The 14,266-nt window shown below is 39.4% G+C and carries 15 protein-coding genes; all 15 read left to right on the top strand.

The annotated features are described in order from the left end of the window. Positions 1 to 8 precede the first annotated feature (8 nt). The 15 genes from ygeW to IGK86_RS04305 all read left to right on the top strand — a co-directional run bounded on the left by ygeW (position 9) and on the right by IGK86_RS04305 (position 14,260). On the top strand, positions 9 to 1,202 hold the full coding sequence (gene ygeW, locus IGK86_RS04235) for a knotted carbamoyltransferase YgeW (protein WP_002359643.1): 1,194 nt from the start codon (positions 9 to 11) through the stop codon (positions 1,200 to 1,202). A gap of 240 nt (positions 1,203 to 1,442) precedes the next feature. Beyond that, the gene (gene arcC / locus IGK86_RS04240; protein ID WP_002359647.1) at positions 1,443 to 2,387 is read left to right on the top strand and encodes a carbamate kinase; all 945 of its coding nucleotides are present in this window, start codon (positions 1,443 to 1,445) and stop codon (positions 2,385 to 2,387) included. A gap of 14 nt (positions 2,388 to 2,401) precedes the next feature. Next, positions 2,402 to 2,782 carry a RidA family protein gene (locus IGK86_RS04245; protein WP_002356593.1) on the top strand — a complete coding sequence of 127 codons (381 nt, stop codon included), beginning with the start codon at positions 2,402 to 2,404 and terminating at the stop codon, positions 2,780 to 2,782. Between the two features lie 93 nt (positions 2,783 to 2,875). Further along, positions 2,876 to 4,195, top strand: a complete 1,320-nt coding sequence (locus IGK86_RS04250) for a nucleobase:cation symporter-2 family protein (protein ID WP_002356594.1) — start codon at positions 2,876 to 2,878, stop codon at positions 4,193 to 4,195. Between the two features lie 93 nt (positions 4,196 to 4,288). Continuing rightward, positions 4,289 to 4,648 carry a winged helix-turn-helix domain-containing protein gene (locus IGK86_RS04255; protein ID WP_002356595.1) on the top strand — a complete coding sequence of 120 codons (360 nt, stop codon included), beginning with the start codon at positions 4,289 to 4,291 and terminating at the stop codon, positions 4,646 to 4,648. Then, entirely contained in the window at positions 4,645 to 5,652 is a 1,008-nt protein-coding gene (locus tag IGK86_RS04260; RefSeq protein ID WP_010713177.1) for an XdhC family protein, read from the top strand. The genes IGK86_RS04255 and IGK86_RS04260 overlap by 4 nt, the downstream gene beginning before the upstream one ends. A 120-nt stretch (positions 5,653 to 5,772) precedes the next feature. Further along, positions 5,773 to 8,346 carry a selenium-dependent xanthine dehydrogenase gene (gene xdh / locus IGK86_RS04265; RefSeq protein ID WP_010707245.1) on the top strand — a complete coding sequence of 858 codons (2,574 nt, stop codon included), beginning with the start codon at positions 5,773 to 5,775 and terminating at the stop codon, positions 8,344 to 8,346. Between the two features lie 13 nt (positions 8,347 to 8,359). Next, positions 8,360 to 8,941 (top strand): molybdenum cofactor cytidylyltransferase, encoded by a 582-nt coding sequence (gene mocA / locus IGK86_RS04270; RefSeq protein WP_016616769.1) that lies wholly within the window; start codon positions 8,360 to 8,362, stop codon positions 8,939 to 8,941. Positions 8,942 to 8,954: 13 nt separating this feature from the next. Beyond that, complete coding sequence (gene sclA / locus IGK86_RS04275; RefSeq protein ID WP_016616768.1) at positions 8,955 to 10,103, top strand: selenocysteine lyase SclA; 1,149 nt, start codon at positions 8,955 to 8,957, stop codon at positions 10,101 to 10,103. A 15-nt stretch (positions 10,104 to 10,118) separates the two neighbouring features. After that, complete coding sequence (gene selD / locus IGK86_RS04280; RefSeq protein WP_002407197.1) at positions 10,119 to 11,141, top strand: selenide, water dikinase SelD; 1,023 nt, start codon at positions 10,119 to 10,121, stop codon at positions 11,139 to 11,141. 15 nt (positions 11,142 to 11,156) lie between these two features. Continuing rightward, positions 11,157 to 11,744 carry a sulfurtransferase-like selenium metabolism protein YedF gene (yedF, locus tag IGK86_RS04285; RefSeq protein ID WP_002374269.1) on the top strand — a complete coding sequence of 196 codons (588 nt, stop codon included), beginning with the start codon at positions 11,157 to 11,159 and terminating at the stop codon, positions 11,742 to 11,744. Between the two features lie 20 nt (positions 11,745 to 11,764). Continuing rightward, positions 11,765 to 12,022 (top strand): DUF3343 domain-containing protein, encoded by a 258-nt coding sequence (locus IGK86_RS04290; RefSeq protein ID WP_002387137.1) that lies wholly within the window; start codon positions 11,765 to 11,767, stop codon positions 12,020 to 12,022. Next, positions 12,010 to 12,765, top strand: coding sequence for a selenium cofactor biosynthesis protein YqeC (gene yqeC, locus IGK86_RS04295; RefSeq protein ID WP_002367120.1), 756 nt, complete (start codon positions 12,010 to 12,012; stop codon positions 12,763 to 12,765). Before IGK86_RS04290 ends, yqeC begins: the two co-directional genes overlap by 13 nt. Next, a complete protein-coding gene (gene yqeB / locus IGK86_RS04300) occupies positions 12,729 to 13,559 on the top strand; it encodes a selenium-dependent molybdenum cofactor biosynthesis protein YqeB (RefSeq protein WP_010707250.1) in 831 nt (276 codons plus the stop codon). The genes yqeC and yqeB overlap by 37 nt, the downstream gene beginning before the upstream one ends. Before the next feature lie 236 nt (positions 13,560 to 13,795). Continuing rightward, positions 13,796 to 14,260 (top strand): flavodoxin, encoded by a 465-nt coding sequence (locus IGK86_RS04305; RefSeq protein WP_002382673.1) that lies wholly within the window; start codon positions 13,796 to 13,798, stop codon positions 14,258 to 14,260. Positions 14,261 to 14,266: the final 6 nt, after the last annotated feature.

Consider the following 14,266-nt stretch of genomic DNA (forward strand, 5'->3'; position numbering starts at 1 on the left):
CAGATGGAATGGAAACGTTTAAAGAATATATTGAGAAATTAGATAAATTAGAATTTGAAAAAATGTACGAAAATGACTTTTTCCTAACTTGGGAAAAAACAAGAGATGAATTAGAAGCTGTTTTCACAGTTGCCGATACATTACGCTATTTAAGAGAAAATAATATTTCAACTAAAATCTTTGATAGTGGCTTGGGGATTTCTTTATTCCGCGACAACTCTACAAGAACACGTTTTAGTTTCGCTTCAGCGTGTAATCTTTTGGGCTTAGAAGTTCAAGATTTAGACGAAGGAAAAAGTCAAATTTCTCACGGAGAAACTGTTCGTGAGACAGCAAACATGATTTCTTTTATGGCTGATATCATTGGTATTCGTGATGACATGTACATTGGTAAAGGCAATGCTTACATGCACGAAGTATCAGAATCTGTCCAAGAAGGATATAAAGATGGGGTATTAGAACAACGCCCAACGTTAGTGAATTTACAATGTGATATTGACCATCCGACGCAAGCAATGGCGGATGCGTTGCATTTAATTCATGAATTTGGTGGCATTGAAAACCTGAAAGGGAAAAAAGTTGCCATGACTTGGGCGTATTCACCATCTTATGGAAAACCATTATCTGTTCCTCAAGGAATTGTTGGTCTAATGACCCGTTTAGGAATGGATGTCGTCTTAGCACATCCAGAAGGTTATGAAATTATGCCAGAAGTAGAAGAAGTTGCGAAGAAAAATGCAGCAGAATTTGGTGGAAACTTTACTAAAACGAATAGTATGGCAGAAGCATTCAAAGATGCGGATGTTGTTTATCCGAAAAGCTGGGCACCTTTTGCGGCAATGGAAAAGCGAACTGAATTATATGGCAATGGTGACCAAGCAGGAATTGATCAATTAGAACAAGAATTACTTTCTCAAAATAAAAAGCACAAAGATTGGGAATGTACAGAAGAATTGATGAAAACAACAAAAGACGGCAAAGCTTTGTATATGCATTGTCTACCAGCTGATATTACTGGCGTTAGTTGTGAAGAAGGCGAAGTGGAAGCTTCTGTTTTCGATCGTTATCGGGTCGAACTTTACAAAGAAGCTAGCTACAAACCGTATGTTATTGCGGCTATGATTTTCTTAAGTAAAGTAAAAAATCCGCAAAAAACCTTAACAGACTTAGCGGATAAAGCGACACCAAGAGAAGTAAAATAATGAATTTGGCATGAAGACAGATGCTTTTTCTTTACACAATGAATCATTAGAAGTTGCCTCTTCAACATGAACAAATAAGACCTTCCCAAGTCTATTCATGAATGTGTGATTGTCTCGAGTCAAGAACGCTTAGTCATGTGCGTTGACTTCATGCAACGACAACAGACAGTTAATACGAAAACTCGTTGTGAAAAAGAAAAAGCATCGTCCTTTTTATAAAACAGAAAATGAGGTGAAGCAATGGGCAAACGCGTCGTAGTAGCTTTAGGTGGCAATGCTTTAGGAAATAATTTGACGGAGCAGATGACTGCCGTAAAACAGACCTCCAAAGCGATTGCAGATTTGATTGAAGCAGGATATGAAGTTATTTTATCTCATGGCAATGGTCCTCAAGTGGGGATGATTCAATTAGCTATGGAAGAATTTTCCTTTAATAATCCACAATATCCAGTTGTTCCGTTATCCATGTGCGTAGCCATGAGTCAAAGTTACATTGGCTATGATTTAGAGAATGCGCTACAAGAAGAGTTGCGTCAGCGAAATATAAGTAAAGCCGTCACCACCATAGTCACTCAAGTGGTCGTGGATGAAAATGATCCGGCGTTCAAAAAACCAACGAAACCAATTGGCCGCTTCATGACAAAAGAAGAAGCAGAACAATTAGTCAAAGAAAAAAATATACAAGTGATGGAAGATGCTGGCCGTGGTTACCGCCAAGTCGTCGCTTCCCCTAAACCCAAAAATATTGTCGAACTTCTCACGATTCAAACATTGGTTGACGCTGGCCAAACAGTCATTGCTGGCGGCGGTGGTGGCATCCCAGTCATTCAAGAAGGGAACCGACTGAAAGGGGTAAATGCAGTCATCGACAAAGATTTTTGTAGTGAACGACTAGCTGAACAAGTAGATGCTGATCTGCTCGTGATTTTAACAGCAGTTGAAAAAGTTTGTATTAATTTTGGTAAAGAAAATCAAGAAGCCTTAGGGAATATTTCAACAGAAAAAATGAAACAATATGCGCAAGAAGGTCAGTTTGCTCCAGGTTCAATGTTACCAAAAGTTGAAGCAGCGATTAAGTTTGCTGAATCTAAGCCAGGTCGAAAAACATTGATTACGTTATTAGAAAAAGCCAAAGAAGGATTATCTGGAAAAACAGGGACTTTAATTGAAAATAAAGAATCATAGAATGGAGGAAAACGATGACAAACAAAATGATTAATTCTGCACAGGCACCAGCTGCTGTAGGACCTTATTCACATTCTGTCTTAGCGGGAAATACGTTGTACATTTCTGGACAACTAGGATTAGATCCGCAATCGGGTGAAATGAAGGCTACAGTGGAAGAACAAGCAAAACAAGCTTTTATCAATTTAGGTTCGATTTTAAAAGAGGTCGAGATGACCTATGATAATGTTGTGAAAACAACGGTGTTTTTACAACATATGTCTGATTTTAGCAAAATTAACGAAATCTATGGGAATTACTTTTCAGAAGTTTTGCCTGCACGTTCTTGTGTAGAAGTAGCCAAGTTGCCAAAAGATGGTTTATTTGAAATTGAAGCAGTTGCTGTCAAAGGATAATTTTTAAGATGTTTCTGAGGGAAAAAGGATTGCATTCTTTACTGATTAAGGGAAACAATCCTTTTAGAATAAAAAGAAGAAGGAAACGATCCTATGAATGAAAAAAAAGAGCAAGCATTATTTGAATATGATGCGAAACTATCAATTTCTGAAGCAATTCCGATGGGATTGCAACACGTTGTCGCAGCAGTAGTAGGGATTGTCACACCGGGAATCATGATTGCCAAAGTTTGCCAATTAAGTCCTAGTGATACAACTATTTTGATTCAAACATCATTGATTTTTTCAGCAGTTGCCACGTTAATTCAACTTTTCCCTATTTTTGGAAAAGTGGGTTCACGGTTACCAGTTATGATGGGTGCAAGTTTTGCGTATGTACCGATTTTGATGGCCATCGGAGCTGATTTTGGGATTGCAGCAATTTTTGGTTCCCAATTAGTTGGCAGTATTCTTGTTATTATTGTTGGTTTGTTCATTAAAAAAATCCGTGTGTTGTTTCCGCCTTTAGTAACAGGAACGGTTATTTTAAGCATTGGACTATCCTTGTTTCCAGTTGCGATTAAATATATGGCAGGAGGAGCTGGTAGTGCTGATTTTGGTTCAGCACGGAATTGGTTAGTTGCATTATTAACCTTTGCGATTGTCTTTTACTTCAATTATTTTGCAAAAGGATTTTTGAAGTTATCCGCAATTTTAAACGGAATGGTTATTGGTTATTTGATTTCTTTAGCTTTAGGGATGGTTAGTTTTGAACCAGTTCAAAATGCTAAAATCGTTCAGGTAATTACCCCGTTTCATTTTGGACTGGATTTTCAACTGGTACCTATCTTTACGCTTGTAGTGATGTTTATTGTTGATGCTGTTCAAGCCATCGGTCAATTTACAGCAACAACGGTTGGGGCAATGGATCGGGATGCAACGGATGAAGAATTATCTGGCGGAATTATGGGGAGTGGTTTCACTAACTTTATTGGCAGTTTATTTGGATCAATCCCAGTGGCAACTTTTGGACAAAATGTTGGTCTGGTTACGGTAACAAAAGTGATTAATAAGTATGTTCTGGTTTTCGCTTCAGTTATATTATTAATTGCTGGTTTTGTTCCGAAAGTAGCTGCGTTATTAACTACGATTCCTTACGCAGTAATTGGTGGCGCAACGATTTCAGTTTTTGCTTCTATTTCTATGACAGGTATTCGGATGATTGCTTCGCAGGAAATGACTCCTCGAAATACTGGGGTTGTCGGAACAGCTCTAGCATTTGGAATTGGTGTCACATTGTCTACTGGAAGCTTAGCTGGTTTTCCAACTTGGGTAACAACGATTTTCGGTAATTCGGAAGTTATCTTAACCACTTTGGTAGCAGTCCTTTTAAATGTCATTTTAAAACCAAAAAAGCGCGTAGCACTTGAGTGAAGATTGCTTTTTTTGATACGAAAGTGAGTAAGCTTTCGTATCCTTTTTCCCTTACGTTATCTATAAAAAAATGAACGAATAAAGGAGGAGAAGATGTTTACGTATTCCTTAAACTTAAAATTAAAAACAGATCGGAACTTTTTTGGTCCTGGCGTTGTCGAAGTTTTACAAAAAATTCAGCAAACTGGGTCACTAAACTTAGCGGCAAAAGAGATGAAAATGTCTTATAATAAGGCATGGCGGATTGTGCGGGTAGCTGAAGAAGAGCTATCTTTTCCATTAATTATCAAAAGTGTTGGTGGTTGTAATGGTGGCGGGTCAATTGTTACGGATCAAGGAAAAGAGTTGATTGATCAATATCTTTTATTTGAGAAAAAAGTGTATCAACAGGTAGAGGCTTGCTTTGAAGAAATATTTAAAGAACAGGATGTAGTATCGGAGGAACTGAAATGAGAGAAGTATTTCAGCGTTTGAAACAGGCAATATTGGAAAAGCAAGACACGATGTTATTAACGATTGGTACAAGTTCAGGATCTACACCACGAAGTCAAGGGGCTAGAATGCTGGTTTCCGCCGAAGGTAGAATAGCCGGAACTGTTGGTGGTGGCGCGGTTGAATTTCAGGCTGAACAAGTGGCAAAAAAGCTACTTATTGAGAAAGAAAATGCACAACGTCAATTTATTTTAGCCCCGAATAATATTGCTGATTTAGGCATGGTCTGTGGCGGAAATGTCACGATTTTTTTCCATTATCTTTCATGGGAAACGCCATTTTTAAAAGAGTTGTGTGAGTCCATAGAAACGCATTTTCAAAATAATCAACAAGGTTGGTTAATGACTGAACTAGATCAAAACAATTTAGGAAAAGTATCCTTTTATAGTGAAACAGGCAAATTGATTGGTTCCACTTCTTGGGAGGGGGAATTAAGTTTGCTACCTAAAGGTATCTATTGTGAGCAAAAAGAGGAAATCACTTTTTTAACAGAAGCGATCCTCCAAGTAGGGAAAGTGTATATTTTTGGAAGTGGTCATGTCGCACGCGCATTGGTACCTATTTTAAACTATTTATCGTTTTATTGCGTTGTAGTGGACGATCGTCCAGAATTTTTGACGGCACAAGCTTTTCCACAAGCTGAGGAACTACGGGTTATTCCTTTAGAAAATTTAGCTGCGTTTATTGAAATAACGGCGGACGATTATGGTATAGTAATTACCAGAGGACACAATTTTGATTTCATCGTTGCCAAACAGTTATTGGAAACACCAGCCAAATATATTGGTGTGATGGGGAGCAAACACAAAATTGCTTCACAAGTTCGACGGTTAAAAGAGGTCGGTTATACAATGACTGAAATTGAAAGAATTTTCATGCCAATTGGCTTAGACATTGCAGCCGAAACACCAGAAGAGTTAGCGATTAGCATCGCGGGAGAATTAATTCAACAGCGCTATCAATAATGAGGACTTTTGAGTTAAATAAAAAAGTTTTTTTGCTAAAAAATAATTTTTAGAACGAAGATTTGTGGTATAATCTAGGTGATTGAACACTAAACTATATCAGAAATCGAGGTGCAAGAAATGTATTCAATTATTGTAAATGGTCAAAGTGAAACCTGTGAAACAAACAAAAAATTAATGGACTTTTTGCGGGAGGATCTGGGCCTAACTGGAACAAAAGATGGTTGTAACCAAGGCTCTTGCGGCGCATGTACGGTGCTAGTAAATGGAAAGGCTTCCAAAGCGTGTTTGTTTACTCTAGAAAAATTAGCTGGTAAAGAAGTCACGACAATCGAAGGTTTAAGCCAACGGCAAAAAGATGTTTATGCCTATGCGTTTGCAAAAACGGGTGCAGTTCAGTGCGGGTATTGCATCCCTGGGATGGTTATTTCGGCACAAGGATTATTGAACAAGAAACCCGAACCCACAAAAGAAGACATTCAAAAAGCTATACGAGGAAACATTTGTCGTTGTACAGGATATGTGAAAATAATAGAAGCCATTCAGTTAGCTGCTAAAATGTTTTGTGAAGAAACGAGCATTCCGGAAGAACATTCAAATGGTAAATTAGGGGAAGACTTCCAACGGGTCGATGCAGTAGAGAAAACATTAGGCACAGGGATTTATGTAGATGACATTGACATAGAAGGAATGCTTCATGCATCTGCTTTGCGGAGTGCCTATCCTCGTGCAAAAGTTCTATCAATCGATAGTACCCAAGCGTTGGCGCATCCTGACTGTGTGGCTGTGTTCACAGCTAAAGACGTTCCAGGAAATAATAAAATTGGTCATTTAGAATTTATTTCCGATTGGGATGTAATGATTCCAGAAGGAGAAATAACACGGTACGTTGGGGATGCAGTGGCACTCGTTGTTTCAAAAAGAAAAGAAACCTTACCAGAGATAAAAAATTTAGTGGAAGTTGATTACGAAGAAATGATACCGCTTACTTCTTGTGAAGCTGCTTTAGCAGAAGGTGCACCAGCTATTCATGAAAAGGGCAATATCTTGTCTCATGAACACTTGGTACGTGGCAATGCAGAGGAAGTATTAGCAAATTCTGCGTTTATAGTGACAGAACATTATTCCGTACCAATTAACGAACATGCCTTTATGGAACCCGAGTGTGCGATTGCACAGCCTGAAGGTGAGGGCATTTTGCTCTTTAGTGCGGGTCAAAGTATCTATGATGAACAACGGGAAGTGGCTCGGATGTTAGGACTGGACAAGGAAAAAATTCATGTTCAATCAAAACTTGTTGGTGGTGGTTTTGGTGGAAAAGAAGACATGAGTGTTCAGCATCATGCATCCTTAGCCGCTTGGTTATTGAAGAAACCAGTAAAAGTACTGCTAAGCCGTGAAGAAAGTTTGATGGTTCATCCCAAACGCCATGGCATGGAAATGGACTTTACGACTGGCTGTGATGAAGAAGGTAATTTAACTGCAATGAAAGCAGTGATTTATGCGGATACTGGGGCCTATGCTTCTTTAGGAGGACCAGTATTGCAACGGGCTTGTACACATGCGGCAGGTCCCTACAAGTATCAAACGATTGATGTGGAAGGGTTTGCTGTATATACTAATAATCCGCCAGCAGGTGCATTTCGTGGATTTGGTGTTTGCCAAACGGCTTTTGCAATTGAAAGTAATTTAAACTTGTTAGCAGAAAAAGTCGGACTATCACCATGGGAAATACGCTTTAAAAATGCCGTCGCCCCAGGAGATACTTTACCGAATGGACAATTGGTCTCGAAAAATGCGGCGTTAAAAGAAGCCTTGTTAGCAGTTAAAGACGTCTATGAACAAGCGGAAGTTGCTGGAATTTCTAGTTTCTTTAAAAATAGTGGCGTGGGTGTGGGGCTACCTGATACAGGGCGTTGTATTATTTCTGTTGAAGAAGGAAAAATACATGTCCGCACAAGTGCTGCTTGTATCGGTCAAGGGATGGCAACCGTTACGACGCAAATTGCCTGTGAAACATTAAATTTACCACCAGAAATGATTGTTGCGGAAGCCCCTGATACGAGAAGAACACCGAATTCAGGAACGACAACGGCTTCGAGGCAGTCACTCTTCACAGGAGAAGCAACTAGAAGAGCGGCAATGCAATTACGGTATGAGCTTGATATGGGACGTGCTTTAAGCGATTTGGAAGGCGAAGAATTTTATGGGGAATATTCAGCGAAAACGGATCCATTAATTAATGATAAAAAAAGTCCAGTTAGTCATGCTGGTTATGGTTATGCTGCTGAAGTAGCTATTCTAGATGACAAAGGAAAAGTAGCTAAATTTGTGGCTGCGTATGATATGGGGCAAGTGGTGAATCCACGAGCTGCTGAAGGTCAAATTGAAGGTGGGATTGCAATGGGCATGGGGTATGCTTTAACTGAAAAATTTGCCTTAGAAGAAGGCTATGTTAAAGCAAAATATGCAACGCTAGGATTAGTGAACGCCACTCAAGTACCACCAATCGAAACAATTTTGGTTCATGCTGACAATCTTCACGAAGGTTTAGCTTATGGAATTAAAGGCGTAGGTGAGTTAGCAACGATCCCTACCGCACCAGCTTTAGCAGGCGCATATTTTGCCTTGGATGGTCAGCTACGACCAAGTCTGCCTTTAGAAAATACCCCTTATCAAAAGAAAAAAAGATAAAAGGAGACAACTCATGTCACTCGTTAGTGTCATTATTCTAGCATCGGGCAATTCACAACGGATGGGCCAAAATAAATTGTTCTTAAAATATCAAGGAAAAACATTTTTAGAGCACACGTTAACCTTAGTGAATCAATTAGACGTATTAGAACGGATTTTAGTTGTTTCGCCTGAGAATCAGCCAGCGTTTCCTTTACCTAAGAACATTCAGGTGATTCTCAATCATCAATGGCAAGAAGGGCAAAGTAGCAGTATTCGTTTAGGAACCGAACAAGCTCGGGGAGCTGGCTATTTATACTTACCTAGTGATCAACCATTGTTAACACCTAAAATGCTACAACCCGTGTTAGATAAATGTCAGAGAAATAAAATTATAGTGCCATTACAAAAAGATGGCTGTCCTAGTAGTCCAGTATTATTCGGTAATCAATTTCGACAAGAACTATTAACATTGACTGGTGAAAAAGGCGGACGCATGATTTATGAACGCTTTCCAGAAGCAGTTCAGATGCTGAGAATAGCGACTCCTGGCCGTTTGAAAGATATCGATACGCCAGAAGAGTACAGAAAATTAATTCAAGAAACCAATAGTTAGAGAGGAAAATCGTATGAAGGATTTGGTTTATTTAAATTATGCAGCGACTTCCTATAAAAAATTTCCAGCAACCATTGAGGCTTTGACTGCCTATTTAGCAGAAAATCAGTTCATGAATTACGGAAGAAATGCCCCTTTGCTTAGAGAGGGGCTTCCTCTTTTAGAGACACGTCAATTGTTAGCAGACTTTTTTCAGGCACCCAGTGCGGCTCAGATTACGTTTACGAATAACGCAACAACTTCCTTAAATCTTGCATTAGCGGGGATTTTACAACCTGGCGATCATGTGATTACGACCATGTTAGAACATCATGCAGTAGCTAGACCGCTTCACTTACTTGAGAAAGAACGAGGCATTTCAGTGACGTATGTTGCTTGTCAAAAAACGGGTCTGTTAGATGTAGAAGATATTCAGCGAGCCTGGCGAACGAATACAAAAGCCTTGGTGATGACACACGCATCCAATGTCTTAGGCACCATTTTACCCATTGAAGAATGTTTTCAATGGGCCAAACAGAAAGGATTATTAACCGTTTTGGATGCAGCTCAAACGGCGGGATTTTTACCAATAAAAATGACCCAGATGGCCATTGATGTGTTAGCCTTTACTGGACATAAAAGCTTATATGGATTAGCAGGTATTGGTGGGTTAGCTTTTAGTGAGCGAGGGGCTGAAGCGGTCAAACCACTGATAACGGGCGGCACTGGTAGCCATTCTAATTCCTTTGATCAACCCTCTTTTTTACCAGATAAATTTGAAGCTGGTACGTTAAACAGTTTAGGTATTCTAAGCTTAAATAGTTCTGTTAAAGAGTTGAATAAAATTGGTTTAGCAGCGATTCAAAAGCACGAACGAACCTTAATGCAGAATTTTTTAGATGGTTTATCAGGGTTACCTGTCACAATTTTAGGAACCAAGGACGCGGCACAAACTGTCCCTGTTGTTTCTATCACACTGTGGAATCAGGAAGAAACAGTGGTGGCACAGCAACTAGCAGAACAATATGGCATTATGACGCGCGCAGGTTTGCATTGTGCACCATTAGCCCATGAAACAGCTGGGACTTTAGCAACTGGCACCTTACGTTTTAGCTTTGGTTGGCAGACAACGCCTGAAGAAATTACTTGGACAATTCACGCTTTACAAGAACTACTAATTTGAGAAGGAGCGGACAGCATGGATTTTTTATCACAATGTACATCAGGTGGCTGCGGGGCAAAAATTGAATCCCGTGTACTGAACCAATTGTTGCAACACTTACCCGAAACACCGGCAAATGAGCGGCTACTCGTCGGATTTGAACATGCCGACGACGCCGCTGTTTACCAAATAACGTCTGAAAAAGCTTTGATTTCAACGGTTGATTTTTTTTCACCAATGGTCAATGATCCGTTATCATTTGGAAAAATTGCGGTCGCTAATGCTTTAAGTGATGTCTATGCCATGGGCGGTACAGTCCTTTATGCGCTAAATCTTGTTTGTTTTCCACAAAAGATGTCAAAAGAATGGTTGGAACAAATGCTCTTGGGTGGCAGTTTAAAATTAAAGGAAGCGGGCGCTTTACTGGCGGGAGGCCATTCGATTTATGACCATGAACCCAAGTATGGCTTAGCGGTAACTGGAGAAGTTCATCCAGAAAATTTGTGGCATAATAATACGCCACAGGTGGGGGATGTCTTGATTTTAACTAAAGCATTAGGTGTAGGAATTATTCAAGCGGCTGTTCGGGGGCAATTGGCGAAGCAGACGGAACAAAAAATCGCACAAGATTCGATGGAACGTTTAAATAAATATGCCGCTGCGAATGCTCGATCTTACGCAGTACATGCTTGTACTGATGTGACTGGGTTTGGTCTATTAATTCATGCAAAAGAAATGGCTGATAATCAGGTAACATTACTGATTGATACAGAAGCGTTACCAACCATTACAGGAGCGTTGGCCTACGCTGGAGAATGTTTAGTCACTGCAGCTGGGCAAAGAAACCGACAAACAATCGGAACGACAATCGATTATTCAAAAATTTCTATGGAAATGCAAGAACTTTTGTTTGATCCACAAACATCTGGCGGACTGTTAATTAGTGTTGCTGCTGACGAAGCGGCAGCCTGTTTAGCAGCTATTCAAAAAGAGGACCCTGTTGCCAAAATTATTGGTGAGGTTCTGCCAAAAGAACAACAAGCAGTAGTACTTTTATAGAGAGAAGGGCCAAATATGAAATTAGTAGATGCATTGGGGAAACCTTGCCCAATACCTGTGATTGAAACAAAAAAAGCTTTGGCGGAGTTAGGTTTAGCTGGAGGCACTATCGAGGTTTTAGTCGATAACGAAGTAGCTGTTGAAAATTTGAAAAAATTAGCTGCTAAAAAACAGGCCACTTTGACTGCGAAGCAGATAGAAGCCACGGTTTTCTCTGTCAAAATTACGGTACCTGAAGAAGCGACGCAACAAACAAGTCAGTCAGCAACAGATTTAGTAATTACGATTGGCTCCGATCAATTAGGTACTGGAGACGAGCAGCTAGGACGACTATTAATGAAAAGTTATCTTCAATCATTATCAGAAGCAGAAACTGTTCCTACACAGCTATTATTCTTTAATCGAGGGGCGTTTTTAACGAATCAAGCAGCGAATACCTTAGCTGATTTGCAACAATTAGCGGAGAAGGGAACCACGATTAAAACGTGTGGGGCCTGTTTAGATTTTTATCATTTAACAGACACCTTAGCCATCGGCTCTATTACTAATATGTACGAAATTGTTGAAACAATGAATCAAGCGGCTAAAGTAATTACGCTTTAACAAAAAAAGAAGGTGAAAAGATGGAGTATTTGCTAACCTTTCCGAATACACATTATGCTGTTCAGGCGGAACAAGTACTATTGGCAAGAAAGGTGGCTGTTCGCGTCTTTACTTTGCCACCATCATTGACGGATGGCTGTGGGATCGGTTTACTCATTAATGAAGCGGAAATAACTCACAGTGTATGTTTTTTAGAAGAAGCAAAAGTACGCGTAGCCTCTATTTTTTCTGTGAAAAATGACCTTGGGGAAAGGAGGTACCAACTGTGGAGTCCTTAAAAAAGTGTTTTGATTTACAAGGAAAGGAGATTGTGTCGATTGTTGGTAGTGGTGGGAAAACAAGCTTAATGTGGGCGCTAGCAAAAACATATCGAAAGGAAGCTGTTCTGGTTAGTACAACTACAAAAATTGGGTTTCCCCAACGTCAATTGTATGATTATTTTTATACAAACCATTTTGAAAAAATAACGCCGAATATCTGCGGAATCACTTTAGCAGGAACCGCTATCAACAACCAAACAAAACTAACGATGCCTGCAATGACCTCGCTTCAAATATTGTTTCAGCACTTCACGAAAGTTTTTTTAGAAGCGGATGGATCCAAACAACGACCTTTGAAAGGCTGGTCCTCTTATGAACCCGTGATATTAAAAGAAACAACCACCACAATTGGTGTGCTTCCGATTTCTGTGATTGGTCAAAAGATAGATGAAACGACCATTCATCGGTTGCCGCTTTTTTTGGAATTAACCGATGCGCAACAACAAGAACCAATCACAGAAACATTGTTAGCTCAACTCATTGCTCATCCAAAAGGATTGTTTAAAGAGAGCCAAGGCAAACGAATTTTGTGTTTAAATCAAACCCATACGCGAAGAGAGTTCGTTCAAGCGATGAATGTCTGTCTTCAGTTACCCAAAAGCTGTTTTGAAAAATTAGACAAAATTATTGCTTGCAATATGGAATTAGAGAAAGGACTTATTTTATGGGAGAAATCAGTCAAAACATCCAAGAAAAATTAGTGATTGTTCGCGGAGGGGGCGATCTAGCGACAGGTGTTATCCAAAAATTATGGCACGTTGGCTTTAAAATACTAGTATTAGAAACAGAATGTCCTCTGGCCATTCGGCGGACTGTTTCAGTTTGTGATGCTATTTTCCAGAAAGAACAAAGAGTGGAAGATTTGGTTGCTGTTCGAATTACTTCATTAAAGGATTGCGCGAAATGTTGGCAGCAAAATAAGCTGCCTGTTTTTGTCGATCAAACAGCAAGTGCTATTCAACAATTGAAACCACTGATTGTTATCGATGCGATTTTGGCTAAGAAAAATTTAGGTACGCATCGAGGAATGGCACCGATTACGATTGCTTTAGGACCAGGCTTTTCAGCACCGCAAGATGTCGATGTTGTGATTGAGACAATGCGTGGACATAGGTTGGGACGTTTATACTTTGAAGGAACAGCTTTACCTAATACAGGTATTCCAGGTGAAATTGGCGGAAAAAGTGCGGAACGAGTTGTCCATGCCCCTGCTTCAGGACAAGTTATCCACCTTAAAAACATCGGGGATCTCGTGTTGAAAGGGGAAGCATTATTTTTAATCGATCAGGTTCCAGTTTATTCGCCTTTGACAGGGACTTTGAGAGGATTGATTTCAGAAAAGGTAATATGCTGTCAAGGGTTGAAGTGTGCAGATGTAGATCCTCGACCAGTTGAGAAAGTCGATTGCTTGACGATCTCCGACAAAGCTCGTGCATTAGGGGGAGCGGTTTTAGAAGCAATTTTTATGATTGGAAGAAGGAAAAATGTTTTATAAAAAAGAACCTAAATAATAATTTTTTTACCTTAAAAATATTGTTAAAACGGTTTGGAATGTGGTATAGTAAAGACGTAGTAAAAAATACTCTATCTCGAAAGGGGAAGAGTACATACTTAGTTAGATTAATTTGTGAATAAAATCATTTGTAAAAGTTATTTTTTTAGGAATTAATGTAAGGGGTTACAATTGCATTTGAATGCATTGAAATATTTAGGAAAAAAGAAAGGAAATGAATGAAGATGGCACTAGTAAAAATTGTTTATGCAAGTATGACTGGAAACACAGAAGAAATTTCCGAGATTTTGGAAGAACAGTTTCAAGAAGCTGGAGTTGAAGTAGAACGTGAAGAATGTTCAGAAGTTGATGTAGACTTCTTTGATGATGCAGATGCTTGTATTATCGCAACGTATACTTATGGTGATGGGGAACTGCCTTTTGAATTTGAAGATTTCTTTGATGAATTAACTGAAAAGGATTTAGCAGGTAAGCCATTTGGCGTTGTTGGTTCCGGTGATCGTGAATATGGTGAATTTTTCTGTAAATCAGCGCATGATTTTGTAGGAGCTTTTGAAAAAGCTGGTGCTAAAAAAGTAGCTGAAACAGTTGAAATTGAAAACAATGCAGAAGAAGAAGACATCGAAATGCTAAAAACATTTGTTAAAAGTGTTGCCACAACTTTATCTGATAGCGTTGCCTAAAGGTTT

The organism is Enterococcus sp. DIV1206 (assembly GCF_051712485.1).
Classification (GTDB): Bacteria; Bacillota; Bacilli; order Lactobacillales; family Enterococcaceae; genus Enterococcus; species Enterococcus faecalis.